The sequence below is a fragment of the Variovorax sp. FW305-3-2-15-B-LB1 genome, assembly GCF_058787635.1.
Genome location: NZ_JBYSZY010000028.1, coordinates 1 through 25,521, shown reverse-complemented (window position 1 = coordinate 25,521; position 25,521 = coordinate 1). Strand labels below are relative to the sequence as shown.

General features: G+C 65.8%; 25 protein-coding genes and 1 tRNA gene. 1 reads left to right on the top strand and 25 read right to left on the bottom strand.

The window, feature by feature from the left end; translation table 11 throughout:
• Positions 1 to 16 precede the first annotated feature (16 nt).
• Together AC3WQR_RS18150 and AC3WQR_RS18145 are read right to left on the bottom strand one after the other, a co-directional pair.
• A complete protein-coding gene (locus AC3WQR_RS18150) occupies positions 17 to 1,495 on the bottom strand; it encodes an efflux transporter outer membrane subunit (RefSeq protein ID WP_447745763.1) in 1,479 nt (492 codons plus the stop codon).
• A complete protein-coding gene (locus AC3WQR_RS18145; RefSeq protein WP_062475361.1) occupies positions 1,488 to 2,024 on the bottom strand; it encodes a MarR family winged helix-turn-helix transcriptional regulator in 537 nt (178 codons plus the stop codon). The genes AC3WQR_RS18150 and AC3WQR_RS18145 overlap by 8 nt, the downstream gene beginning before the upstream one ends.
• A gap of 78 nt (positions 2,025 to 2,102) precedes the next feature.
• On the opposite strand from AC3WQR_RS18145, the gene AC3WQR_RS18140 reads away from it, so the two are divergent.
• Positions 2,103 to 3,890 carry an ABC transporter transmembrane domain-containing protein gene (locus tag AC3WQR_RS18140; RefSeq protein ID WP_447745766.1) on the top strand — a complete coding sequence of 596 codons (1,788 nt, stop codon included), beginning with the start codon at positions 2,103 to 2,105 and terminating at the stop codon, positions 3,888 to 3,890.
• Positions 3,891 to 3,930: 40 nt separating this feature from the next.
• On the opposite strand, the gene AC3WQR_RS18135 is transcribed toward AC3WQR_RS18140, so the two are convergent.
• The 23 genes from AC3WQR_RS18135 to rpsO form a co-directional block, all read right to left on the bottom strand.
• Positions 3,931 to 4,416 carry a DUF1178 family protein gene (locus AC3WQR_RS18135; RefSeq protein ID WP_062475367.1) on the bottom strand — a complete coding sequence of 162 codons (486 nt, stop codon included), beginning with the start codon at positions 4,414 to 4,416 and terminating at the stop codon, positions 3,931 to 3,933.
• Between the two features lie 7 nt (positions 4,417 to 4,423).
• Complete coding sequence (locus AC3WQR_RS18130) at positions 4,424 to 5,038, bottom strand: NUDIX domain-containing protein (RefSeq protein WP_447745769.1); 615 nt, start codon at positions 5,036 to 5,038, stop codon at positions 4,424 to 4,426.
• 5 nt (positions 5,039 to 5,043) lie between these two features.
• Complete coding sequence (locus AC3WQR_RS18125) at positions 5,044 to 5,349, bottom strand: DUF2818 family protein (RefSeq protein WP_062475381.1); 306 nt, start codon at positions 5,347 to 5,349, stop codon at positions 5,044 to 5,046.
• 16 nt (positions 5,350 to 5,365) lie between these two features.
• Positions 5,366 to 6,853 (bottom strand): NADH-quinone oxidoreductase subunit NuoN, encoded by a 1,488-nt coding sequence (gene nuoN / locus AC3WQR_RS18120; RefSeq protein ID WP_062475383.1) that lies wholly within the window; start codon positions 6,851 to 6,853, stop codon positions 5,366 to 5,368.
• Between the two features lie 24 nt (positions 6,854 to 6,877).
• Entirely contained in the window at positions 6,878 to 8,356 is a 1,479-nt protein-coding gene (locus AC3WQR_RS18115) for an NADH-quinone oxidoreductase subunit M (RefSeq protein WP_062475386.1), read from the bottom strand.
• A gap of 25 nt (positions 8,357 to 8,381) precedes the next feature.
• Positions 8,382 to 10,427 carry an NADH-quinone oxidoreductase subunit L gene (nuoL, locus tag AC3WQR_RS18110; RefSeq protein WP_062475389.1) on the bottom strand — a complete coding sequence of 682 codons (2,046 nt, stop codon included), beginning with the start codon at positions 10,425 to 10,427 and terminating at the stop codon, positions 8,382 to 8,384.
• Positions 10,428 to 10,434: 7 nt separating this feature from the next.
• Complete coding sequence (nuoK, locus tag AC3WQR_RS18105; protein WP_007837741.1) at positions 10,435 to 10,743, bottom strand: NADH-quinone oxidoreductase subunit NuoK; 309 nt, start codon at positions 10,741 to 10,743, stop codon at positions 10,435 to 10,437.
• A complete protein-coding gene (locus AC3WQR_RS18100) occupies positions 10,740 to 11,399 on the bottom strand; it encodes an NADH-quinone oxidoreductase subunit J (protein WP_062475392.1) in 660 nt (219 codons plus the stop codon). The genes nuoK and AC3WQR_RS18100 overlap by 4 nt, the downstream gene beginning before the upstream one ends.
• A gap of 37 nt (positions 11,400 to 11,436) precedes the next feature.
• The gene (nuoI, locus tag AC3WQR_RS18095) at positions 11,437 to 11,982 is read right to left on the bottom strand and encodes an NADH-quinone oxidoreductase subunit NuoI (protein ID WP_062475395.1); all 546 of its coding nucleotides are present in this window, start codon (positions 11,980 to 11,982) and stop codon (positions 11,437 to 11,439) included.
• Between the two features lie 18 nt (positions 11,983 to 12,000).
• On the bottom strand, positions 12,001 to 13,077 hold the full coding sequence (nuoH, locus tag AC3WQR_RS18090; protein ID WP_095949076.1) for an NADH-quinone oxidoreductase subunit NuoH: 1,077 nt from the start codon (positions 13,075 to 13,077) through the stop codon (positions 12,001 to 12,003).
• Positions 13,074 to 15,239 carry an NADH-quinone oxidoreductase subunit NuoG gene (gene nuoG, locus AC3WQR_RS18085; protein ID WP_447745778.1) on the bottom strand — a complete coding sequence of 722 codons (2,166 nt, stop codon included), beginning with the start codon at positions 15,237 to 15,239 and terminating at the stop codon, positions 13,074 to 13,076. The genes nuoH and nuoG overlap by 4 nt, the downstream gene beginning before the upstream one ends.
• Before the next feature lie 20 nt (positions 15,240 to 15,259).
• On the bottom strand, positions 15,260 to 16,600 hold the full coding sequence (nuoF, locus tag AC3WQR_RS18080) for an NADH-quinone oxidoreductase subunit NuoF (protein ID WP_070063112.1): 1,341 nt from the start codon (positions 16,598 to 16,600) through the stop codon (positions 15,260 to 15,262).
• Positions 16,600 to 17,142, bottom strand: a complete 543-nt coding sequence (locus AC3WQR_RS18075; RefSeq protein WP_062475406.1) for an NADH-quinone oxidoreductase subunit NuoE family protein — start codon at positions 17,140 to 17,142, stop codon at positions 16,600 to 16,602. Before AC3WQR_RS18075 ends, nuoF begins: the two co-directional genes overlap by 1 nt.
• A 10-nt stretch (positions 17,143 to 17,152) precedes the next feature.
• Positions 17,153 to 18,406, bottom strand: coding sequence for an NADH-quinone oxidoreductase subunit D (locus tag AC3WQR_RS18070; RefSeq protein WP_070063113.1), 1,254 nt, complete (start codon positions 18,404 to 18,406; stop codon positions 17,153 to 17,155).
• A gap of 5 nt (positions 18,407 to 18,411) precedes the next feature.
• Positions 18,412 to 19,023, bottom strand: a complete 612-nt coding sequence (locus AC3WQR_RS18065) for an NADH-quinone oxidoreductase subunit C (RefSeq protein WP_447745781.1) — start codon at positions 19,021 to 19,023, stop codon at positions 18,412 to 18,414.
• Positions 19,024 to 19,036: 13 nt separating this feature from the next.
• Complete coding sequence (locus tag AC3WQR_RS18060) at positions 19,037 to 19,516, bottom strand: NuoB/complex I 20 kDa subunit family protein (protein WP_007837763.1); 480 nt, start codon at positions 19,514 to 19,516, stop codon at positions 19,037 to 19,039.
• Positions 19,517 to 19,531: 15 nt separating this feature from the next.
• The gene (locus tag AC3WQR_RS18055; RefSeq protein WP_055805154.1) at positions 19,532 to 19,891 is read right to left on the bottom strand and encodes an NADH-quinone oxidoreductase subunit A; all 360 of its coding nucleotides are present in this window, start codon (positions 19,889 to 19,891) and stop codon (positions 19,532 to 19,534) included.
• 67 nt (positions 19,892 to 19,958) lie between these two features.
• Positions 19,959 to 20,043 (bottom strand) — tRNA-Leu (locus AC3WQR_RS18050).
• 119 nt (positions 20,044 to 20,162) lie between these two features.
• Positions 20,163 to 20,573 (bottom strand): preprotein translocase subunit SecG, encoded by a 411-nt coding sequence (gene secG / locus AC3WQR_RS18045; RefSeq protein ID WP_159271069.1) that lies wholly within the window; start codon positions 20,571 to 20,573, stop codon positions 20,163 to 20,165.
• Positions 20,574 to 20,611: 38 nt separating this feature from the next.
• Positions 20,612 to 21,376 (bottom strand): triose-phosphate isomerase, encoded by a 765-nt coding sequence (tpiA, locus tag AC3WQR_RS18040; RefSeq protein ID WP_447745788.1) that lies wholly within the window; start codon positions 21,374 to 21,376, stop codon positions 20,612 to 20,614.
• Positions 21,377 to 21,389: 13 nt separating this feature from the next.
• Complete coding sequence (locus tag AC3WQR_RS18035) at positions 21,390 to 22,388, bottom strand: NAD(P)H-quinone oxidoreductase (protein ID WP_159276094.1); 999 nt, start codon at positions 22,386 to 22,388, stop codon at positions 21,390 to 21,392.
• A gap of 90 nt (positions 22,389 to 22,478) precedes the next feature.
• Positions 22,479 to 24,824: a polyribonucleotide nucleotidyltransferase gene (gene pnp, locus AC3WQR_RS18030; protein ID WP_492743076.1), complete on the bottom strand. Its 2,346-nt coding sequence runs from the start codon at positions 24,822 to 24,824 to the stop codon at positions 22,479 to 22,481.
• Positions 24,825 to 25,028: 204 nt separating this feature from the next.
• On the bottom strand, positions 25,029 to 25,295 hold the full coding sequence (gene rpsO, locus AC3WQR_RS18025) for a 30S ribosomal protein S15 (RefSeq protein ID WP_056579564.1): 267 nt from the start codon (positions 25,293 to 25,295) through the stop codon (positions 25,029 to 25,031).
• Positions 25,296 to 25,521 lie beyond the last annotated feature (226 nt).

Genomic DNA, 25,521 nt, shown 5'->3' with positions numbered 1-25,521 from the left:
AAGGCGGATCAGCAAATCAGTTCTGGGTGGCGGCCGTCGGCGCCGACGCCGTCGCGGTGGCCGGCGGCTGCCAGCCGCCGCCCAGGGCGCGCGCCAGGCCCACCTGCGTGTCGAGGGCGCGGGCCGCCAGGTCGACCGCGAGCCGGCGCTGGGCCAGCACGGCGGTTTCGGCCGTCAGCACGTTGAGGTAGTTGCCCAGGCCCGCGCGGTAGCGCTGCACGGCAATGTCGTAGGCGCCTTCGGCGGCCGTCTGCGCGGCGCGTTGCTCGGTCTGCTGGCGCACGATCGACTGCGCGCTCGACACCTGGTCGGCCGCGTCGCGCACGGCATCGAGCACGGTGGCGTTGTAGCTTTCGATGGCCACGTCGAGGTCGGCCGACTTGCCGCGCAGGTTGGCGCGCAGGCGCCCGCCCTCGAAGATCGGCAGGTGGATGGCCGGGCCCACGCCCCACTGCTCGCTGCCCGACTTGAGCAGCTTGCCGAAGCCCAGGCTCTGGAAGCCGGCAAAGGCCGTGAGGTTCACGTTGGGATAGAACTGCGTCTTGGCGTTGGCCACGTCGCTGGTGGCCGCTTCGACGCGCCAGCGCGCGGCGGCGATGTCGGCGCGGCGGCCCAGCAGGTCGGCCGGGATGTTCGCCTGCAGCGCCATCGGCTTCACGCCGGCGAGCACCGGCGGCTTCAGCGAGGCCGACACGTTGGGCTGGCCCACGAGCGCATCGAGTGCGTGCTGCTGCAGCGCGATCTGCTCGTTGAGCGCTTCGATCTGCTGGCGGGCTTCGGGCAGGCCGCCTTCGCTCTGGCGCAGTTCGAGGCGGGTGTCGAGGCCCGCCGAGACGCGGTCGCGCACCAGCTTGAAGGTCTCGTCGCGCTGGGCCAGCGTGCGCTTGGCCACTTCGACCTGTTCGTTCAGGCGCGCCCACTGGAAGTAGCTGCGCGCCACGTTGCTCGCGAGCAGCACGCGGGCTGCATCGGCGTCGGCCGCTGCCGCGTTGGCCGCGCCGAGGGCGGTGTCGAGCGCGCTGCGGTTCTTGCCGAAGAAGTCGAGCTCCCAGCTCGCGCCCAGCTGCAGCAGGCCGATGTTCTGCGTCGAGCCGCCCAGCGGCGCCGGGTAGATGTAGTTGCTGTTGAACTTCTGGCGGTTCAGGTTGAGGTCGGCGCCGACCTTGGGCAGCAGCGCCGCGCCGGCGATGTCCGCCGAGGCCTGGGCGCGCACGAGGCGTGCACGCGCGACCTGCAGGTTCGGGTTGCCGGCCACGGCCTGGTCGACCAGCGCATTGAGCTGGCTGTCGCCGAAGGCCTGCCACCACTGGCTGTCCAGGCTGGGGACGGACGCGCGCGCGGGGTCGGCTGCGATGCCGAGCGTGGTCGCGTCGCGCAGCGTGGCGTGCGAGCCGATGCCGGCCATGTCGGCGCAACCGGCGAGCGCGACCACCGCCAGCGCGGCGGCCACGACGGGCGTGCGGCGCAGCGCGCGCACGGCGAAAGACTCAGTCATTCTTCTCTCCACGGGCCGCGAGGCCCTGTGCGTTGTCGAGGATGCGGCGCAAGTAGTCCTTGAGCTGCTCCCATTCTTCGAGGCTGAAACCGGCCAGGTACTCGTTCTGCACCCGGCTCAGCACATAGGGCACTTCCTTCGCGGCCGCACGGCCTTCGTCGGTGAGTTCGATGTTGACCACGCGGCGGTCTTCGAGCGAGCGCACGCGCCGGCACAGGCCCTTGGCCTCGAGGCGATCGAGCAGGCGCGTCATGGCGCCGGTGTCGAGTTCGCAGGCGCGGGCCAGCTCGGCCACGGTGGTGGCGGCGCCGACGTGCAGCTTGTACAGCGGCACCCACTGCGGGTAGGTGGGGCTGCCGGGCTCGCACATGCGCGTGCCGACGGTCTGGCCGACGGACGTGACGATGCGGCGCATCAGGTAGCCGATGCTCTCTTCGGCGCGGTAGTCCTCGGCGCGATAGAAGGCGACCGGCGGGCGCACGGCCTCGTCGGGCGTCGGAGGGACCGGGGAAATGGGGGCATCGCTCATGCCCGAAATATTAGTTGTCATGGCAATTACTGTCAAGGCGACCTTTGTGGGGGCAAGGGCTCGGTAGAATTCGCGCCCATGGCTTCTTTCCCTCCGTCGTCCTCCGCAGCCAAGGGTTCGCCCCGCTCGCTGTCGGGGTTGCGCCCCTTCCTTCGCCCCTACCGCGTGCAGATCGTGCTGGCGGGGGTCTTCCTGGTGATGGCGGCGGTCACGACGCTGGCTTTTCCTATCGCCCTGCGCAGCCTGATTGACGGCGGCCTGGTCAGCGCCGACAAGGGCGCCCAGACCATGGCGCTGCGCGAGCACTTCGGCGCCCTCTTCGCGGTGGCCGTGGCGCTGGGCCTGTTTTCGGCCGCGCGCTTCTATACGGTGAGCTGGCTCGGCGAGCGCGTCACGGCCGACCTGCGCAACGCGGTCTACGGCCATGTGCTGCAGCAGAGCCCGGCCTTCTTCGAGACCACGCAGACCGGCGAGGTGCTGTCGCGCCTCACGGCCGACACCACGCTGGTGCAGACGGTGGTCGGCTCGTCGCTGAGCATGGGCCTGCGCAACGCCGTCATGGGCGTGGGCGCACTGGCGGTGCTGGTCTGGACCAACCCTTATGTGATGGTGCAGGTGCTGGGCATCCTGGTGCTGGTGGTGCTGCCGAGCATGTGGTTCGGCCGCCGCGTGCGGAAGCTCTCGCGCGCCAGCCAGGACCGCGTGGCCGACTCGAGCGCCATCGCGGCCGAGGTGCTGAACGCGATTCCCGTGGTGCAGAGCTACACGGCCGAAGGCCGCGAGGCCGACCGCTTCAAGGGCTCGACCGAGAACGCCTTCCACACCGCCGTGCGCCGCACGCGCGCGCGCTCGGTGCTCGTGGCCTTCATCATCATCGCCACCTCGGCCGCCCTGCTCTGGGGCCTGTACGAAGGCACGCAGGCCGTGCTGCGCGGCGACATCACGGCCGGCCACCTGGGCCAGACTGTGGTCTACGTGGCGATCCTGGCGAGCGCCACGGCGGTGCTCGGCGAGGTGTACGGCGACCTGCTGCGCGCCGCCGGCGCCACCGAGCGCTTGATGGAACTGCTGCACGCGCCGACGGCCATCGCCTCACCCGCACGGCCGGCGGTGGCGCCGGTTCCCGCCGCGGGCAGCGCGATCCGCTTCGACGCCATCACCTTCCACTACCCTTCGCGGCCGGGCACGCCGGCGCTGCGCGACTTCAGCCTGGACATCGCGCCGGGCGAGACCGTGGCGCTGGTGGGATCGAGCGGCGCGGGCAAGAGCACGGTGTTCCAGCTGCTGCTGCGCTACTACGACCCGCAGTCGGGCCGCATCGTGCTCGATGGTGCGTCGCTGGACGCGCTCGCGCTGCACGACCTGCGCACCCGCATCGGCCTCGTGCCGCAGGACGCGGTGATCTTCTCGGCCAGCGCCTTCGAGAACATCCGCTACGGCCGGCCCGAGGCCAGCGCCGACGAGGTGCACGCCGCGGCGCGCGCCGCCTTCGCGCACGACTTCCTGCAGGCGCTGCCCGAGGGCTACGACACCTTCCTGGGCGAACGCGGCGTGCGGCTGTCGGGCGGCCAGCGCCAGCGCATCGCCATCGCGCGGGCCATCCTGAAGAACCCGCCGCTGCTGCTGCTGGACGAAGCCACCAGCGCGCTGGACGCCGAGAGCGAGCGCATGGTGCAGGCCGCGCTCGAATCGGCGATGGAAAACCGCACCACGCTCGTGATCGCCCACCGCCTGGCGACCGTGCAGAAGGCCGACCGCATCATCGTGCTGGACCACGGCGGCATCGTCGAACAGGGAACGCACGCGGCGCTGGTGGCGCAAGGCGGCGTGTACGCGCGGCTGGCCGCGCTGCAGTTCACGGCCTGAGCGGGCCGGGCCGGACTGACTGGCTCGTCGAGCCGGCCGGTTACTGCAGGGTTTCTTTCAGCGCCGCCGGAATCGGCAGCGCCATCACCGGAATGCCTTCGTCGAGCAACGCCTCGGTCTGCTCCGGCGTGGCCTGGCCGCGGATGCCGCGCTCGGCGGTTTCGCCGTAATGCATCTTGCGCGCCTCGTCGGCAAAGCGGTCGCCGACGTCTTCGGTCTTGGCCAGCACTTCGCGCACGGCGCGCATCCAGCGGGCTTCGGGCGAAGTCGAGGATGCGGATACTTGCGTGGAAGGCGTTGCGGGTGCCGCCGGCGCGCGGGCCGCGTCGCCGCGCCCTTCTTCCTTCGGCGCCTTGGCGTTGCTCAGGTTCAGGCGGGGCGCGCTCAGCAGCTTGACGATGGCGGTGTCGCCACAGACCGGGCACTCGACGAGGCCGCTTGCGAGCTGGCTGTCGAACGCCTCGTTGGACGCGAACCAGCCCTCGAAGCCGTGGCCGTGCGTGCAGCGGAGATCGAGGACCTTCATGCGCGGATTATCCCGCGCCGCCTTGCGAGGCTGCGGCCTGCCAATCCAGTGCCCATGCGCCCGACAGGACGTTCTGCAGCCACAGGGCGCAGGTGAGCGTCTTCGCGTCGGTCACGGTGCCGTCGCGGCACCAGCCGATGAGCTCCTGCGGCGTGGCGGTGAACACGTCGAGAAACTCGCCGTGGTCGAGCTGGCGCTCGCCCAGCGAGAGGCCGCGTGCGAAGTAGATGTGGATGATCTCGGTCGAGTACGCCACCGCCAGGTGCGTGGCGCCCGCATGCGCCCATTCGCGCGCGGTGTAGCCGGTTTCCTCGAGCAGTTCGCGCTGGCCGCACAGCAGCGGATCTTCGCCGGCGTCGAGCTTGCCCGCGGGAAACTCGACGATCACGCGATCCACCGGGTAGCGGAACTGGCGCTCCAGCACCACGCGGCCGTCGTCGAGCAGCGGAATCACCACCACCGCGCCGGGATGCACCACGTACTCGCGCGTGGCGCTGTGGCCGTCGGGCAGGCGGATGGTGTCGCGCTTGGCGTGCAGGAACTTGCCTTTGAAGAGCTCTTCGCTGCTGACGAGCGCTTCCTTCAGGTGCGCATCGATGGTTGCGGTGGCGGGAGAAGTCATGTCGGTCAGTGCCTGTGCTTCATCAGGTAGCGCCAGGTGAACCCCGGGAAGGCCAGCACGACGAACAGCGAAGCCGTCACCGCGTAGAACTCCCAGCCCTGGGCGGCGATCTGCCCTGCCCTGCGTTCGAACAGCAGGCCGATGCCGCCGGCAATGAAGTACAGCACCACCAGTTCGCCGAAGCGGATGGCGAGCGACTTGTGCGCGGTCGACAGCGGCACCGCCCCGAACAGGCGCTCATTCAGGAACGGCAGGTTGGCGGCCACCAGGGCCACCAGCAGCACCACCCAGACCGACGCGGTTTGCGACACCGTGTTGCGGACCGCGTCAGTGGGCCAGCGTGGCCGCGATGGCGTCGTAGCACAGCGTCATCAGACCGCCGGGCAGGACACCAAGAATCAGGATCAGCGCGCCGTTGATCGTGAGCACGGTGCGCACGTCGAACGAGGCCGACACGGTGGTCGCCGTGACGGGCGCATCGAAGTACATGACCTTGACCACGCGCAGGTAGTAGAACGCACCGATCAGCGAGGTGATCACGGCGAACACGGCCAGGCCGATGTAGATGGCAGCGCCCGAGGCGATCAGCGCCTGCAGCACGGCCAGCTTGGCGTAGAAGCCAACGAGTGGCGGCAGGCCGGCCAGCGAGAACATCGCGATGGCCATCACGCCGGCGTACAGCGGGCTGCGCTGGTTCAGGCCGGCCAGGTCGGTGATCTCTTCGCTTTCGAAGCCTTCGCGCGCCAGCAGCAGGATGATGCCGAAGCTCGCCAGCGTGGTCAGCACGTAGGTCACGACATAGAACATCGCGGCGCTGTAGGCGGCCTGCGCGTTCTGCGTGCCCTGCAGGTCGGAACCCGCCACCAGGCCCAGCAGCATGAAGCCCATCTGCGCGATGGTCGAGTAGGCCAGCATGCGCTTGAGATTGCTCTGCGCGATGGCGGCCAGGTTGCCGATCACCAGCGACGCCACCGCCAGCACGGCGAGCATCTGCTGCCAGTCGATGGCCAGCGGCTGCAGGCCGTCGACCAGCAGGCGGATGATGATGCCGAAGGCAGCCAGCTCGGGCGCGGCGCCGATCAGCAGCGTGATCGCCGTCGGCGCGCCCTGGTAGACGTCGGGCACCCACATGTGGAACGGTGCGGCACCGACCTTGAACGCCAGGCCGGCCACGATGAAGACCAGGCCGAACACCAGCACCTGGTGGTTCACCTTGCCGGTCGAGATCGCCTTGAACACTTCGTTCAGGTCGAGCGAGCCGGTCGCGCCGTACATCATCGACAGGCCGTACAGCAGGAAGCCGCTGGCCATGGCGCCGAGCACGAAGTACTTCATGGCGGCTTCGCTGGCCACCGCGTTGTCGCGGCGCAGCGCCACGAGCGCGTAGCTCGACAGCGTGAGCAGTTCCAGGCCGAGGTAGATCAGCAGGAAGTTGCTGCCGCCGATCATCACGAACATGCCCAGCAGCGCCAGCATGCTGATCGTGAACATCTCGCCGCCGCGCAGCATCTCGCGGTCGGCCGCGTAGGGACGGCCGTAGACCAGCGTCACCATCAGGGCCAGCGAAGCGAAGCACTTGAGCCAGTTGCCCATCGTGTCGCTCACCACCATGCCGCCGAAGCCGTAGGAGGTCTTGCCGCCGACAGCGGCCAGGCCCGTGAGCACGGCCACCGCCGCCAGCGTGAGCAGCGTCAGGATGTAGGTGCGGGTGCGGCGCGGGCTCGTGTCCGACAGGTCGACCAGCGCAATGATGCAGGCCATGACCAGCAACACGATTTCGGGGTAGATCGTCACCCAGCTGAGTTTGTCAATCATCTCGTTCTCTTCTTCAGCGTGGCATCAGACGGGCAGCTTCGAAATCGCCACGTGGCGCAGAAGCTCGACGACGGAGGCATCCATCGCGTCGGTGAAAGGCTTCGGATACAGGCCCATCCACAGCACGGCGATCGCCAGCAGCGAGAGCATCAGGAATTCGCGGGCGTTGATGTCCTTCAGTTCCTTGACGTGGTCGTTGCCGACCGGGCCCAGGTACACGCGCTTGTACATCCACAGGGTGTAGGCAGCGCCGAAGATCAGTGCGGTGGCAGCGCCCAGGCCGACCCAGAAGTTGGCCTTGACGGCGCCCAGGATCACCATCCATTCGCCCACGAAACCGGCGGTGCCCGGCAGGCCGCAGTTGGCCATGGCGAACAGCAGCGCGAACGCGGCGAACTTGGGCATGGTGTTGACCACGCCGCCGTAGTCGGCGATCTGGCGCGAGTGCACGCGGTCGTACAGCACGCCGATGCCCAGGAACATGGCGCCCGACACGAAGCCGTGGGCAATCATCTGCACGATGCCGCCGGACACGCCGAGCTCGTTGAAGATGAAGAAGCCCAGCGTCACGAAGCCCATGTGGGCCACCGACGAGTACGCCACCAGCTTCTTCATGTCCTGCTGCACCAGCGCAACCAGGCCCACGTAGATCACGGCGATGAGCGACAGCGCGATCATGAGCCACGCCCACTCGTGCGAAGCGTCAGGCGCGATGGGCATCGAGAAGCGCAGGAAACCGTAGGCACCCAGCTTCAGCATGATCGCGGCCAGCACGGCCGAACCGCCCGTGGGGGCCTCGACGTGCACGTCGGGCAGCCAGGTGTGGACCGGCCACATCGGCACCTTGACGGCGAAGGCCGCGAAGAAGGCGAAGAACAGGAAGGTCTGCGCGGTCGAACCCAGCGGCAGCTTGTGCCAGCTCAGGATGTCGAAGCTGCCGCCCGACTTGTTGTACAGGAAGATCAGCGCGACCAGCATCAGCAGCGAGCCGAGCAGCGTGTACAGGAAGAACTTGAACGCCGCGTAGATCTTGTTCGGGCCGCCCCAGATGCCGATGATCAGGTACATCGGGATCAGCGTGGCTTCGAAGAACACGTAAAACAGGATGCCGTCGAGCGCCGAGAACACGCCGATCATGAAACCCGACAGGATCAGGAACGCGCCCATGTACTGGTTCACGCGCTCGGTGATCACTTCCCAGGCCGAGATCACGACCACGACCGTGATGAACGAGGTCAGCAGCACCAGCCACAGCGACATGCCGTCGATGCCCAGGTGGTAGTTGACGTTGAAGCGCGAGATCCAGCTCGTCTTCTCGACGAACTGCATCGCGGCGGTTCCGTTCTGGAAGCGCGTGAACAGCGGCACCGTGACCAGGAAGCTCACGATGGCACCGACGAGCGCGACCCAGCGCACGCCCTTGGCGTGCTCGTCGCGGCCAAACGCCAGCAGCACGGCGCCGAATGCGATCGGCACCCAGATGGCAAGGCTCAACAAACCCATTTTTCTCTTTCTCCAGCGTTCGGGCTCAACGTTTGAACCAGACGAAGTACGTCATCAGGATGAAGATGCCCAGCAGCATCGCGAAGGCGTAGTGGTAGATGAAGCCCGACTGCAGCCAGCGCACGACGCCGGCCACGCGACCCACCACCTTCCAGGAACCGTTGACGAGCGCGCCGTCGATCAGCGCCTGGTCGCCGCCCTTCCACAGGCCCGTGCCGAGCAGGCGCGCACCGCGGGCGAGGATGTTCTCGTTGATCCAGTCGAGGTAGTACTTGTTCTCGAGCAGGTTGTAGATCGGGCTGAAGGCGCGCTTGATGGCGGCCGGCAGCGCCGGGTTCATCATGTACATGTAGTACGACAGCGCCACGCCGGCCAGCGCCAACCAGAACGGTGCGGTCTGCAGGCCGTGGATCGCCATGGCGACCGGGCCGTGGAAGGCTTCCTTCAGCTCGCCCATCGCGTGGTGCTTGGCACCGTCGACGAAGATCGCGTCCTTGAAGAAGCTGCCGAACAGCATCGGGTCGATGGTCATGAAGCCGATCACCACCGAGGGGATCGCCAGCAGCACCAGCGGCAGCCAGACCACCATCGGCGATTCGTGCGGCTTGTGGGCGTCGTGGCCGTGGCCGTGGTCGTCGTGTCCGTGCGCGTCGTGCGCATGGTCGTCGTGGTGTGCGTCCGGGTTCTGGTCGTAGCGTTCCTTGCCGTGGAAGACCAGGAAGTACATGCGGAACGAGTAGAACGCCGTCACGAACACGCCGGCCAGCACCGCGTAGTAGGCGAACTGCGCGCCCCACAGGTGGCTTTCGTGCACGGCCTCGATGATGCTGTCCTTCGAGTAGAAGCCCGAGAACAGCGGCGTGCCGATCAGCGCGAGCGAACCCAGCAGCGAGGTGATCCAGGTGATGGGCATGTACTTGCGCACGCCGCCCATCCAGCGGATGTCCTGGTTGTGGTGCATGCCGATGATCACCGAGCCCGCGCCGAGGAACAGCAGCGCCTTGAAGAAGGCGTGCGTCATCAGGTGGAACACCGCGACCGAGTAGGCCGAGGCACCGAGCGCCACCGTCATGTAGCCCAGCTGCGACAGCGTCGAGTACGCGACCACGCGCTTGATGTCGTTCTGGATGATGCCCAGGAAGCCCATGAACAGCGCGGTGATGGCGCCGATCACGAGGATGAAGCTCAGGGCCGTGTCGCTCAGCTCGAACAGCGGCGACATGCGCGCCACCATGAAGATGCCGGCCGTCACCATGGTCGCCGCGTGGATCAGCGCCGAGATGGGGGTCGGGCCTTCCATCGAGTCGGGCAGCCACACGTGCAGCGGGAACTGGGCGCTCTTGCCCATCGCGCCGATGAACAGGCAGATGCAGATCACCGTGATGAGCATCCACTCGGTGCCCGGGAAGGTGATGCCGGCCAGCGTGTGCGCCTTGGCGAAGGCTTCGCCGTAGTTCAGCGTGCCGGCGTAGGCGGCGATCAGGCCGATGCCCAGGATGAAGCCGAAGTCACCCACGCGGTTGACCAGGAAGGCCTTCATGTTCGCGAAGATGGCCGTGGGCTTGTTGAACCAGAAGCCGATCAGCAGGTACGACACCAGGCCCACCGCTTCCCAGCCGAAGAACAGCTGGAGCATGTTGTTGCTCATGACGAGCATCAACATCGAGAAGGTGAACAGCGAGATGTACGAGAAGAAGCGGTTGTAGCCGTCGTCTTCTTCCATGTAGCCGATGGTGTAGATGTGGACCATCAGCGACACGAAGGTCACGACGCACATCATCATGGCCGTGAGGCCGTCGACCAGGAAGCCGACTTCCATCTTCAGGCCGCCGACCATCATCCATTCGTAGATGGTCTGGTTGAAGCGGGCACCGTCGACGATGACCGACTTCAGCGTCATCGCCGAGATCACGAAGGCGACGAACACGCCCAGGATGGTCAGCGAATGCGTGACCTTGCGGCCGATGTGGTTGCCGCCGAACTTCGTGCCGAACAGGCCGGCAAGTGCGGCGCCGACCAGGGGTGCCAGCGGCACGGCCAGCAAGGTGGATGCGGAAAGGGTTGCGCTCATACTGCTGTCAACCCTTGAGCGAGTTGAGTTCGTCGACGTTGATGTTGGACTTGTTGCGGAACAACAGGACCAGCAGCGCCAGGCCGATGGCCGATTCGGCCGCCGCCACCGTCAGGATGAAGAACACGAAGATCTGGCCGTGCATGTCGCCCAGGTAGTGCGAGAAGGCCACGAAGTTCATGTTGACCGCCAGCAGCATCAGCTCGATGGCCATCAGCAGCACGATCAGGTTCTTGCGGTTCAGGAAGATGCCGATCACCGACAGCGCGAAGAGCATCGCGCCGAGCGAGAGAAAGTGTCCGAGCGTGAGCGTCATGCCTTGTTTTCCTTTGCAGCGGCATCCGCTGCCGGGGCCTCAACCACCGGCTCGGCCGCACGCGTGACGGGCATCTGCACGATGCGCACGCGGTCGCGCGCCTTCACGCGCACCTGGTCCGACGGGTTGACGTACTTGCTGTCCTTGCGGGTGCGCAGCGTCAGTGCAATGGCGGCAATGATGGCCACCAGCAGGATGACCGCGGCGATTTCCAGCGGATAGAGGTATTCGGAGTACAGCAGCTTGCCCAGCTCGAGCGTGTTCGAGCTGTTGGGCGAGGTCGTCGCCATGGCGCGCGGGCCTTCGCCCAGGCGGAAGCCGCCCATGAGCACGGCCGCCATTTCGAGCGCGATGAGCGCGCCGATGCCTGCCGCCAGCGGGAAGTGCTTCCAGAAGCCCTCTCGCAGGCCGTCGACGTCGATGTCCAGCATCATCACGACGAACAGGAACAGCACCATCACGGCGCCGACGTACACCAGCACGAGCGAGATCGCCAGGAACTCGGCGCGCAGCAGCAGCCAGATGGCCGAGGCCTGGAAGAAGGCCAGCACCAGGTACAGCGCGGCGTACACGGGGTTGCGGGAGGTGATGACGCGGAAGGCTGCAAACAGCAGCACCGCGGCAAACAGATAGAACAGACCGGTCTTGACGTCCATTGGAATTCGATTGGTACGGGTTTCGAGCGGAGCCGGCTCAGCGGTACTTGGCGTCGGCCGCCTTGTTCGCCGCGATTTCTTTTTCGTAGCGGTCGCCCACGGCCAGCAGCATGTCCTTGGTGAAGTACAGGTCGCCGCGCTTTTCGCCGTGGTATTCGAAGATGTGCGTCTCGACGATCGAGTCGACCGGGCAGCTCTCTTCGCAGAAGCCGCAGAAGATGCACTTGGTCAGGTCGATGTCGTAGCGCGTGGTGCGGCGCGAGCCGTCGTCACGCACGTCGGATTCGATGGTGATCGCCAGCGCGGGGCACACGGCCTCGCACAGCTTGCAGGCGATGCAGCGCTCTTCGCCGTTCTCGTAGCGGCGCAGCGCGTGCAGGCCACGGAAGCGCGGCGACAGCGGCGTCTTCTCTTCGGGGAACTGGACGGTGATCTTGCGCGCGAAGGCGTACTTGCCCGTGATGGCCAGGCCCTTGAACAGTTCGAACAGCATGAAGCTGCCCAGGAAGTCCTTGAGCGAGAACGGTGCGGAGGCCAGCTTGGAGGTGCGTCCGAGCCCTCCGGCGGTGTGTGAAGCAGTCATGATGTCGTCGCTTCCTGCTTATTTCCAGATGTTGAACGGCGTCTGCATCCAGCCACCGACCACGACCAGCCACACCAGGGTGACGGGAATGAAGATCTTCCAGCCCAGACGCATGATCTGGTCGTAGCGGAAGCGCGGGAACGTCGAGCGCACCCACAGGAACATGGTGACCACGCAGAAGGTCTTCAGGCCCAGCCAGATCCAGCCCGGAATGAAGCTCAGGAACTCGAACGGCGGCAGCCATCCGCCGAGGAACAGCACCACGGTCAGGATCGAGACGAGCCACATGTTGGCGTACTCGGCCAGGAAGAACATCGCGAAGCTCATGCCCGAGTACTCGATCATGTGGCCGGCCACGATTTCCGATTCGCCTTCCACCACGTCGAACGGGTGGCGGTTGGTTTCGGCGAGACCCGAGATGAAGTACACAACGAAGATCGGCAGCAGCGGCAGCCAGTTCCACGACAGGAAGCCAATGCCCATGTCTTGGAACATGCCCTTGCCCTGCACCGTCACGATGTCGGACATGTTCAGGCTGCCCGTGACCATCAGCACCACGACGAAGCAGAAGCCCATCGCGATTTCGTAGCTCACCATCTGTGCCGAGGCACGCAGCGCGCCCAGGAAGGCGTACTTCGAGTTCGAGGCCCAGCCGGCGATGATCACGCCGTACACCTCGAGCGAGGTGATGGCCATCACGAACAGCAGGCCGGCATTGATGTTGGCCAGCGCCACGTCGGGACCGAAGGGAATCACGGCCCATGCGGCCAGCGCCGGCATGATGGTCATGATCGGGCCGAGCAGGAACAGGCCCTTGTTAGCGACCGTCGGAAGGATGATTTCCTTGGTCATCAGCTTGAGCGCGTCGGCGATCGGCTGCAGCAGGCCCAGCGGCCCGATGCGGTTCGGGCCCACGCGGATCTGCGTGAAACCGATGGCCTTGCGTTCCCACAGCGTGAGGTACGCCACGGCCAGCATCAGCGGGATCACGACGACGATGATCTTGATCAGCGTCCAGACCACGGGCCAGACGACGGACGTCCACCAGCCCGCGGCGACCAGCCCCTGGCCGAAGCCATGAATTGCGTCGATCATGCCAGGGCCTCCTCGGCACGAGCGGGTGCGGCCTGTGCGCTGTGGCGCGCGTCGGCGGTCAACTGCAGCGACGGTGCGCGGCGCACGATCGAGTCGAGCTGGTAGATGCTCGCGACCACGGGCGCAGCCACGACGCCACTGGCCGCGACGGCCTTGGCGGAGGTGGCGTTGCTCAGCGCGTTCGCCGGTACGGTGCCCTTGTCACCGACGGTGGCCAGCACCTCGGCGGTCGATTCGAAGGCGAAGCCCGGCAGGCCGAGCAGGTTCGCCAGCACGCGCAGCACCTTCCACGCCGGGCGCGTTTCGCCTTGCGGCTTCACGACGGCATGGAAACCCTGCACGCGGCCTTCAGCATTGACGAAGGTGCCGGGCGTTTCGGTGAACGGGGCGATGGGCAGCAGCACGTCGCTGAACTCGAGGTTGGCCTTGAAGGGGCTCAGCGTGACCACCATCTGCGCATTGCCGATGACATCGGCGGCGGCAGCACCGGCGGCCGAGTCGAACACCGGCTCGGTGTTCAGCAGCAGCACGGCCTTCAGGCCGGAGCCGGCGGCAAGCATGCGGCCGGCATCGAGGCCGCCGTTTTGCGGGAAGGCGCCGACGAGCTGTGCGCCCACGGTGTTGCCCGCTTCGGTCAGGTAGCCGACGGTGGCGCCGGTCTGTGCGCCGATCCAGTTCGCGAGGGCCAGCAGGCTGCTGGCTTGCGCGTGGTGCGCGGCGGCATTGCCGAGCAGGATCGCCTTGCGCTCGCCGCTCAGCAGCGAGGCTGCGATGGCTTGCGCGGCGGCGTCGGGTGCGTTCTTCGGTGCCAGCGGTGCGGCCGCGCCATTGGTCTGGCCGATGGCCGCGGCCACGGCGGCCAGCGCCTCGACCCATTGGTCGGCGTCGACGATCGACGCTTGCGCCACGTCGATGGCCCAGGCACCGCGGTCGGCCATGAGGCTGGACGAGGTGATCACCGACAGCGCGGCGCCCTTGCGCACGGCCTGGCGGATGCGCTGTGCGAACAGCGGGTGTTCCTTGCGCAGGTTCGAGCCGACGACCAGCGCGCGCTGCACTTGCGTGAGCGAGGCGATCGAGGTGCCGAGCCAGCGCACGCCTTCGAAGGCCGAGAACTCGGCATTGCGCAGGCGGTAGTCGATGTTGTCGCTGCCGAGTTCACGCGTGAGCATGGCGGCGAGCTGCAGCTCTTCGAGCGTGCTGTGCGGGCTGACCAGCGTGCCGATGCTTTGCGCACCGTGGTCGGTCTTGATCTGCTTGAGACCGTTGGCGACGTACTCGAGCGCCGTCTGCCAGTCGACCTGCTGCCATTGGCCGCCCTGCTTCAGCATGGGCTGCGTCAGGCGTTCCGTGCCGTTGAGCGCTTCGTACGAGAAGCGGTCGCGGTCGGCGATCCAACATTCGTTGACGTCTTCGTTCTCGAGCGGCACCACGCGCATCACGCGGTTGTTCTTGACCTGGACGATCAGGTTGGCACCGGTGGAATCGTGCGGGCTCACCGACTTGCGGCGCGACAGTTCCCAGGTGCGGGCGCTGTAGCGGAAGGGCTTGCTCGTGAGCGCGCCGACCGGGCAGATGTCGATCATGTTGCCCGACAGCTCGGAGTCGACCGAGTCGCCGAGGAAGGTTTCGATTTCGGAGTGCTCGCCGCGGTGCGACATGCCCAGCTCCATCACGCCGGCCACTTCCTGGCCGAAACGGACGCAGCGCGTGCAGTGGATGCAGCGGCTCATTTCTTCCATGCTGATCAGCGGGCCGACGTCCTTGTGGAACACGACGCGCTTTTCTTCTTCGTAACGCGAAGAAGAACCGCCGTAGCCGACGGCCAGGTCCTGCAGCTGGCATTCGCCGCCCTGGTCGCAGATGGGGCAATCCAGCGGGTGGTTGATCAGCAGGAACTCCATGACGGACTGCTGGGCCTTGATGGCCTTGTCGCTCTTGGTGCGAACGATCATGCCCTGCGTGACGGGCGTGGCGCAGGCCGGCATCGGCTTGGGCGCCTTTTCCACGTCGACCAGGCACATGCGGCAGTTGGCCGCGATGCTGAGTTTCTTGTGATAGCAGAAGTGCGGAATGTAGGTGCCCGCCTTTTCGGCCGCATGCATCACCATGCTGCCTTCGGTCACTTCGACCTTCTTGCCGTCGAGTTCGATTTCGATCATGTCTGTGTTTCTTCTCGCACTCAGGCCTTGACGGGCGCCGTCGGGACGTGGCCCGGGATCAGGGCCTCGAACTCATGGCGGAAGTGCTTGATCATGGCGCGCACGGGCATGGCTGCCGCATCGCCGAGCGCACAGATGGTGCGGCCCATGATGTCGCCGGCCACGGAGTCCAGCAGCTGCATGTCGCTGGGCTTGCCCTGTCCGTTGTGGATGCGGTCCACCACGCGGTAGAGCCAGCCCGTGCCTTCGCGGCAGGGGGTGCACTGGCCGCAGGACTCGTGCATGTAGAAGTACGAGAGGCGCTTGAGCGACTCGACCATCGACCGCGTGTCGTCCATGACGATCACGGCGCCCGAACCGAGCATGGAGCCGGCCTTGGCGATCGAGTCGTAGTCCATGGTGCAGGCCATCATGATGTCGGCCGGCAGCACCGGCGACGACGAGCCGCCGGGAATCACGGCCTTGAGCGTGCGGCCCTTGCGCACGCCGCCGGCCAGTTCGAGCAGCTTGGAGAACGGCGTGCCCATCGGCACTTCGTAGTTGCCGGGCAGCTCGACGTCGCCGCTCACCGAGTAGATCTTGGTGCCGCCGTTGTTCGGCTTGCCGCACTCGAGGTAGGCCTGGCCGCCGTTGCGGATGATCCAGGGCACCGCCGCGAAGGTCTCGGTGTTGTTGATGGTGGTCGGCTTGCCGTACAGGCCGAAGCTGGCTGGGAACGGCGGCTTGAAGCGCGGCTGGCCCTTCTTGCCTTCGAGCGATTCGAGCAGCGCGGTTTCTTCGCCGCAGATGTAGGCACCGAAGCCGTGGGCCGCGTGCAACTGGAAGTTGTACGTGCTGCCCATGATCTTGTCGCCGAGGTAGCCGGCGGCGCGCGCTTCTTCGAGGGCGGCCTCGAAGCGGTCGTAGCTCTGGAAGATCTCGCCGTGGATGTAGTTGTAGCCCACGCTGATGCCCATCGCATACGCGGCGATGGCCATGCCTTCGATCACGATGTGAGGGTTGAACTGCAGGATGTCGCGGTCCTTGCACGTGCCGGGCTCGCCTTCGTCCGAATTGCAGACGAGGTACTTCTGGCCCGGGAACTGGCGGGGCATGAAGCTCCACTTCAGACCGGTCGGGAAACCCGCGCCGCCACGGCCGCGCAGGCCCGAGGCCTTCACTTCGGCAATCACCTGGTCGGGCGTGAGGCCCTCGGTGAGGATCTTGCGCAGCGCCTGGTAGCCGCCGCGCGCTTCGTAGTCGGCCAGGTGCCAGTTGGTGCCGTCCAGGCCTGCATAGATCTGAGCGCCGATGTGGCGGTCATGGAAGCAGGTCTGGACACCGGTGGCCTGGAATTGCGAGAGAACCTGTTCGGGCGTCATCACGAAGCCTCCCCTGGCTTGGCACTGCGCAAACCGTCGATGAGCTGGTCGAGCTTGTCGTTGCTCATGAAGCTGCACATGGTGCGGTCGTTGACCAGCATCACGGGCGAATCGGCGCAGGCGCCCAGGCATTCGCTCTGCTGCAGCGTGAACAGGCCGTCGGCCGTGGTCTCGCCCATCTTGATGCCGAGCTTCTTCTCGAGGTGCACGAGCGCGGTGACGCCGTCGCGCAGCTGGCACGGCAGGTTGGTGCACACGTTGAGCTTGAACTTGCCCACCGGATGCTGGTTGTACATGTTGTAGAAGGTCGTCACCTCGTGCACGGCGATGGGCGCCATGCCGAGGTAGGCGGCGATCTCGCGCTCGCGCTGCACGCTCACGAAGCCTTCGTCCTGCTGGACGATGGCCAGGCAGGCCATCACGGCCGACTGCTTGCCGGCTTCGGGGTACTTCGCGACCTCGCGCGCAAAGCGCTCGAGGATGGCAGCCTTCAACGGCGCCGAGGGCGCCGCGTCATGGTGATGGGTTGAGGAAGTCGTCATTCGCTCTTTCTCACCTGTCGATTTCGCCGAACACGATGTCCATCGTGCCGATCACCGCGACAGCGTCGGCGATCATGTGGCCGCGCGACATTTCGTCGAGGGCAGCGAGGTGCGGGAAGCCCGGGGCGCGGATCTTCAGGCGGTACGGCTTGTTGGCGCCGTCGCTCACGAGGTAGATGCCGAACTCGCCCTTGGGATGCTCGACGGCGGCATACGCCTCGCCTTCGGGCACATGGAAGCCTTCGGTGAAGAGCTTGAAATGGTGGATCAGCTCCTCCATGTTCGCCTTCATCGATTCGCGCGCAGGCGCGGCGACCTTGTGGTTGCTGGTGATCACCGGGCCGGGGTTGGCGCGCAGCCATGCCGAGCACTGCTGGATGATCTTGTTGGCCTGGCGCATTTCTTCCACGCGAACCAGGTAGCGGTCGTAGCAGTCGCCGGTCTTGCCCACGGGCACGTCGAACTGCATCTGGTCGTAGACGTCGTAGGGCTGCTTCTTGCGCAGGTCCCATTCGACGCCCGAGCCGCGCAGCATCGGGCCGGTGAAGCCCAGGTTCAACGCGCGCTCCGGCGTGACCACGCCGATGCCCACGGTGCGCTGCTTCCAGATGCGGTTGTCGGTGAGCAACGTCTCGTACTCGTCGACCATCTTCGGGAAGCGCTTGCAGAAGTCGTCGATGAAGTCGAGCAACGAGCCCTGGCGGTTCTCATTGAGCTTCTCGATGGCCTTCGCATTCTTGATCTTGCTGACCTTGTACTGCGGCATCGAATCCGGCAGGTCACGGTAGACACCGCCCGGACGGAAGTACGCCGCGTGCATGCGCGCGCCGGACACGGCTTCGTACATGTCGAACAGGTCTTCACGCTCGCGGAAGCAGTAGATGAGCATGTTCATCGCACCGCAGTCCAGACCGTGCGCGCCGAGCCACAGCAGGTGGTTCAGCAGGCGGGTGATCTCGGCGAACATCACGCGGATGTACTGCGCGCGGATCGGCACATCGAGGCCCATCATCCGCTCGATGGCGAGGCAGTAGGCGTGCTCGTTGGACATCATCGACACGTAGTCGAGGCGGTCCATGTAGGGCAGCGACTGGATGAAGGTGCGCGATTCGGCAAGCTTCTCGGTCGCACGGTGCAGCAGGCCGATGTGGGGGTCGGCGCGCTGGATCACTTCGCCGTCCAGCTCGAGCACGAGGCGCAGCACGCCGTGTGCTGCGGGGTGCTGGGGACCGAAGTTGAGTGTGTAGTTCTTGATTTCGGCCATATCTGTCAGTGCAAACCGCCGCCGTAGTTGTCTTCGCGGATCACGCGCGGCGTGATTTCGCGCGGCTCGATCGAGACCGGCTGGTAGACCACGCGCTTCTGCTCTTCGTCGTAGCGCATTTCGACGTGACCCGACACCGGGAAGTCCTTGCGGAACGGATGACCGATGAAGCCGTAGTCGGTCAGGATGCGGCGCAGGTCGTCGTGGCCGTCGAACACGATGCCGTACAGGTCAAAGGCTTCGCGCTCGAACCACGTGGCAGCGCTCCAGACGGGCTGGAGCGAATCGATCACGGGCAGGTCTTCGCTGGTCGCGAACACCTTCAGGCGCACGCGCTGGTTGAGGCTCACGGAGAGCAGGTGCGAGACGACGCCGTAGCGCTCGCCCTGCCACTCGCCTTCGCGGTAGTCGGAATAGTCCATGCCGCACAGGTCGATCAACTGCTCGAAACGGCAGCCGGGCGCATCGCGCAGCAGCGTTGCTGCATCGATGTAGTCGGCAGCACTGACCACAACGGTCACTTCTTCGAGCGCGAGCGTCACGCTCTTGGCCTTGGCGCCGAGCGTCTCGGCAATGGTGGCGCGCAGCACCTCCGGCGAAATTGCAAAGTCAGTCATCGTCGGCAATCTCTCAGGCGCGGGCAATGGTGTTGGTGCGGCGAATCTTCTGCTGCAGCTGGATCACGCCGTACAGCAGCGCTTCAGCGGTGGGCGGGCAACCCGGCACATAGACGTCGACCGGCACGATGCGGTCGCAGCCCCGCACCACGGAATAGCTGTAGTGGTAGTAACCACCGCCGTTCGCGCAGGAGCCCATCGAGAGCACCCAGCGCGGCTCGGGCATCTGGTCGTAGACCTTGCGCAGCGCCGGCGCCATCTTGTTGCACAGCGTGCCGGCCACGATCATCAGATCGGACTGGCGCGGGCTGGGGCGGAACAGCATGCCGAAACGGTCGATGTCGTAGCGGGCAGCGCCCGCATGCATCATTTCGACCGCACAGCATGCGAGGCCGAACGTCATCGGCCAGAGAGATCCGGTCTTCGCCCAGTTCACGACCGAGTCGTAGGTCGTGGTGACGAAGCCTTCTTTGAGAACGCCTTCAATGGCCATCGTGTAGCTTCCTTGTCATTCCCAGTCGAGCGCGCCTTTTTTCCACTCGTAGACGAAGCCCACGACGAGGATGGCGAGAAAGATCATCATGGCCCAGAAGCCAACAGCGCCGATTTCCTTGAGCGCAATGGCCCACGGAAAGAGAAAGGCAATCTCGAGATCGAAGAGGATGAAGAGAATCGCGACGAGGTAATAGCGCACGTCGAACTTCATGCGCGCATCCTCGAAGGCTTCGAAGCCGCACTCGTAGGGCGCGTTCTTCGCAGCGTCGGGCCGATTGGGCCCGAGGATGTATCCGATGACTTGCGGGGCGACGCCTACGCCGACCCCGACCAAAATGAACAAAAGGACGGGAAGGTAGGAATCGAGGTTCATCGAGAAATTTTCACCGCTTGCCACCGACAAAAGAGCCTCTGGATAGAGTTCTTCTGCCGGTGAGATTTGGTGCGGTCGGCGAGACTCGAACTCGCACAGCTTTCGCCACTACCCCCTCAAGATAGCGTGTCTACCAATTTCACCACGACCGCGGTTTTTAACTGTCCAGATGGCATGAGGTGCCGTTGAGGCATTTGGCTTTCTGAACAGATTTAGAGTTTACCCTGAAATGAAGCCGTTTCTCACGAACGGCTGCATGAAAACAACCTGATTACTTGGCCGGAATCTGGCCGGAGCCCGAAACGGGTGCAGCAGGCGCCGAAGCGGCCTTGGCAGGTGCTGCTGCAGCGGGGATTTCGCCCGCAGCGCCAGTCGCAGGCGCGGCCGGTGCAGCAGGCGCACCCACGGCTGCGCGCTCGAGCAGGCTGCCACCGCCCGCAGGACGTGCGTGGCTGAAGTAGGCCAGCAGCAGCGTGCAGGCAAAGAACACCGCAGCCAGCACGGCCGTGGTGCGCGAAAGGAAGTTGGCACTGCCGCTGGCGCCGAACAGGCTGCCTGCACTGCCGCTGCCGAAGGCCGCACCCATGTCGGCACCCTTGCCGTGCTGGATCAGGATCAGGCCGATCATTGCCAGCGCCGCCAGCATTTGCACGCCGACCAGAAGATTGAGGACCACGTTCATTCGTTCTTACTCCTAAGTGATGGCTGCCGTTGCCGCGATCAGCGTGCAGCGGCAGAAATGATCTGCAGAAAGTCGGGCGCCTTGAGCGAGGCGCCGCCGATGAGGCCGCCGTCGATGTCGGCCTGCGCCAGCAGTTCGGCGGCATTCGCCGCGTTCATGCTGCCGCCGTACAGAATCTTGATGCCCGCGGCGTGTTCGCTCGCGGCATGGTGCAGTTGCGCACGCAGCACGGCATGCACCGCCTGCGCCTGCTCCGGCGAAGCCGTCTTGCCCGTGCCGATGGCCCAGACCGGCTCGTAGGCCACGACGATCTCGCTGATGCAGTGGCCGTTCACATGGATCACCGCAGCCAGCTGGCGCTTGACGATCTCTTCGGTCTGCCCTGCTTCGCGCTCTGCCAGCGTCTCGCCGACACAGACGATCGGCGTGATGCCGTTCGCCAACGCCGCCGCCGTCTTGGCCGCCACGGCATCGTCGGTTTCGCCGTGGTACTGGCGACGCTCCGAATGGCCCACGATGGCATAGCGCACGCCGAAATCCTTCAGCATGGCCGCCGACTGCTCGCCGGTGAACGCACCTTGCGGGTGCGCCGAGATGTCCTGCGCACCGAGGGCCAGCGACGGCGTGCCCGCCAGCAGCGATTGCAGCTGGGCGAAGTACGGCGCAGGCGTGCACAGTGCAACACCGCAGGCCGCGGGGCTGGCGGCCAGCCCTTGCTGCAGGGCCTTCACCAGCGCCTCGTTGGCGGCCAGGCCGCCATTCATCTTCCAGTTGCCGGCAATCAGTTTCTTGAAGGTTGTCATCGCGTTGTTCGTCTCACCAAGTCAGCACGATCTTGCCGATGTGCTGGTTCGATTCCATCAGGGTGTGAGCCTGGGCCGCGCCGCTGGGCTCACCTGCTGCCGCATAGGTGCTGTGGATCACGGGCTTGACCGCGCCGCTTTCGAGCAACGGCCAGACCTTTTCACGCAAAGCCTTGGCGATGGCGCCCTTGAACGCCACCGGCCGCGGACGCAGCGTCGAGCCGGTGATCGTGAGCCGACGACGCAGCACGAGGCCCGCGTTGATCTCGCTCTTCACACCGCCCTGCACCGCAATGATCACCAGCCGGCCGTCTTCGGCCAGGCACTCGACCTCGCGCGCCACGTAGTCGCCAGCCACCATGTCGAGCACCACGTCCACGCCCTTGCCGCCCGTGAGCTGCTTCGCCACTTCGACGAAATCGCTCGTGCGGTAGTTGATCGCGTGGTCGGCGCCGAGTTTCAGGCAGGCTTCGCACTTGTCGTCGCTGCCAGCCGTGACGATCACGGTCGCGCCGAGCGCCTTGGCGATCTGGATCGCCGTGACGCCGATGCCGCTGGAGCCACCCTGGATCAGCAGGGTCTCGCCCTTCTGCAGGCGGCCGCGCTCGAACACATTGCTCCAGACGGTGAAGAAGGTCTCGGGCAGCGAAGCCGCCTCGACATCGCTCCAGCCCTTGGGCACCGGCAGGCATTGCGCCACGGGCGCCACGCACAGCTCGGCATAGCCGCCACCAGCCACCAGCGCGCACACGCGGTCGCCGACCTGGAAGCCCGCATCGGCCAGCGCCTTGGCGTCACCCGACACGATCTCGCCGGCCACTTCGAGGCCCGGCAGGTCGGAGGCGCCGGGCGGCACGGGGTAGTGCCCCATCCGCTGCAGCACGTCCGGGCGATTCACGCCGCTGGCCGCCACGCGGATCAGCAGCTCGCCCTCGCCCGCCACCGGGTCGGGACGTGCAGCGACGCGCAGCACCTCAGGGGCGCCGTACGAAGTGATCTCAATGGCTTTCATGGGGGTCTCCGAGGCTCGGATGCCCGCACGGGGCGGGCATCACCACTGTCCACGCGAGAGGCGACGGCACAGGCCGTCGCGCCTCACTGCTTACTCCTGCGGTTCGCGCGGCGCTTGCTGCTGCGACTCGCCGGCGGGCTGCTGTTGCTGCTCGCCGCGGGGCTGTTGCTGCTGGTCGTTGAAGCGCGGTGCGCGCTCGCCACGATCGCCGCCGCGGTCACCGCGGTCACCGCGGTCGCCACGGTCCGAACGCTCGCGGCGGTCGCCGCCACGGTCGCCGCGATCACCACGGTCTTCGCGCGGCGGGCGCTCGCTGTATTCCATGCCGGCCGGACGCTCGGTCAGGGCCTTCATGGACAGCTTGACGCGGCCCTTTTCGTCGGTCTCGAGGACCTTGACCTTCACGATCTGGCCTTCGCTCAGGTAGTCGGTCACCTTCTCGACGCGCTCGTGCGCGATCTGGCTGATGTGCAGCAGGCCGTCCTTGCCGGGCAGCAGGTTGACCAGCGCACCGAAGTCCAGGATCTTGGTGATCGGGCCTTCGTAGACCTTGCCGATTTCGACTTCAGCGGTGATCTGCTCGATGCGCTTCTTGGCGAATTCGGCCTTTTCCGGATCGGTCGAGGCGATGGTGATGGTGCCGTCTTCGTCGATGTTGATCGTCGTGCCGGTTTCTTCCTGCAGGCCACGGATGATCGCGCCGCCCTTGCCGATCACGTCGCGGATCTTCTCGGGGTTGATCTTCAGCGTGGTCAGGCGCGGTGCGAACTGCGACACGTCGGCCTTGGCTTCGCCCATCGCTTCTTGCATCTTGCCCAGGATGTGCATGCGTGCTTCCTTGGCCTGTGCCAGTGCGACCTGCATGATTTCCTTGGTGATGCCCTGGATCTTGATGTCCATCTGCAGCGCGGTGATGCCGTTGGTCGTGCCGGCCACCTTGAAGTCCATGTCGCCCAGGTGATCTTCGTCGCCCAGGATGTCGGTCAGCACCGCGAAGCGGTTGTCTTCCTTAATCAGGCCCATGGCGATACCGGCCACGTGCGCCTTCATGGGCACGCCGGCGTCCATCATCGAGAGGCAGCCGCCGCAGACCGAAGCCATCGACGAGGAACCGTTCGACTCGGTGATTTCCGACACCACGCGGATGGTGTACGGGAATTCTTCCTTGGTCGGCAGCACGGCGACGAGCGCGCGCTTGGCCAGGCGGCCGTGACCCACTTCGCGGCGCTTGGTGGAGCCCATGCGGCCCACTTCGCCGGTGGCAAAGGGAGGCATGTTGTAGTGGAACAGGAAGCGGTCTTCGTACTCGCCGGCCAGCGCATCGATGCGCTGTGCGTCGCGCTCGGTGCCGAGCGTGGTGACGACCAGGCCCTGCGTCTCGCCGCGCGTGAACAGCGCCGAGCCGTGGGTGCGGGGCAGCACGGAGTTGCGGATTTCGATGGGGCGCACGGTGCGCGTGTCGCGGCCGTCGATGCGCGGCTCGCCTTGCAGGATCTGGCCGCGCACGATGCGCGATTCGATCGCGAACAGCAGGTCGCTGACCTTGCCGGCGTCGAACTCGGCGCCTTCGGCCTTCAGGGCCGTGAAGACGCTGGCATTGGCTTCGCGCAGGGCTTGCGTGCGGGCCTGCTTGCTGCGGATCTGGTAGACGGCGCGCAGCTTTTCTTCGGCCAGGCCGTTGATCTTGGCGATGAAGTCTTCATCCTTGGCTTCAGGCACCCAGGTGCCTTCCTTGAGCCATTCCGGCTTGCCGGCGTCGCGCACGAGGTCGTGGATCGCGTTGATCGCGATGTTGGCCTGCTCGTGACCGAACACCACGCCGCCCAGCATGATTTCTTCGCTGAGCTGCTGGGCTTCGGATTCGACCATCAGCACGGCGGCTTGCGTGCCGGCGACGACGAGGTCCATCTGCGAATCCTTGCGGGCCGTGGGACCCGGATTCAGCACGTACTGGCCGTTGATGTAGCCCACGCGGGCGGCACCGATCGGGCCGCTGAACGGGATGCCGGAGATCGACAGCGCGGCGCTCACGCCGATCATGGCGGCGATGTCGGCGTCGACTTCAGGGTTCAGCGACACGGTGTGGATCACCACGTGCACTTCGTTCAGGAAACCTTCGGGGAACAGCGGACGGATCGGACGGTCGATCAGGCGGCTGGTCAGCGTTTCGTGTTCGCTGGGCTTGGCTTCGCGCTTGAAGAAGCTGCCGGGGATCTTGCCCGCGGCGTAGGTCTTCTCGATGTAGTCGACGGTCAGCGGGAAGAAATCTTGACCCGGCTTGGCGGCCTTGGAAGCGACCACGGTCGCCAGGATCACGGTGCCGTCGATGTCGACCAGCACGGCGCCGGTCGCCTGGCGGGCGATTTCACCGGTTTCCATGACGACGGTCTTGTCGCCCCATTGGAAGGACTTGGTGATTTTGTTGAAGAGGCTCATTGTTGCTCCTATTTTGATAGCGAATCACACAGGATTCGCAAGGGGCGGAGGCTGCTCAGAACACGATGCCATTCCAGCGAAGCTCGGGACGAACTTCATTGGAATGACACAGCTTCGCTCTGTTGGGCACTCCGAAAGTGGATCGCGAAGTAAAAAACGCCTGAGCTAGCGGACTAACCCAGGCGTTTTTTCATGCGATTCGAATTACTTGCGCAGACCCAGCTTGGCGATCAGCGCGGTGTAACGCTCGGCGTCCTTGGACTTGAGGTAGTCGAGCAGCTTGCGACGGCGGCTGACCATGCGCAGCAGGCCGCGACGACCGTGGTGGTCCTTGGCGTGCGTCTTGAAGTGGGGGGTCAGCTCGTTGATACGGGCGGTCAGCAGTGCGACTTGCACTTCGGGGCTGCCGGTGTCGTTGGCTGCACGGGCGTTGTCCTTGACAACTTCGGCCTTGATGGAGGCTGCGATCATGTTGAATTTCCTTGTTCCGGGATGTTTGACTTGCGGTGAGCACTGGAACTGCCCTCACCGTGCGCCTTGCGGCATGCAAAGCTTTGGGAGTATACATCGGCCGGCTTGACCGCTCCTTCCCGCCGCCTTCCGTCAAGCGAAACCAGCCCCACGGCCCCCAGCACGCAGGCGGCGCTGTTCACGGCGCTGATGCCGGTGTCGGCGCTGGTCCTGGCCGCGTGGTGGC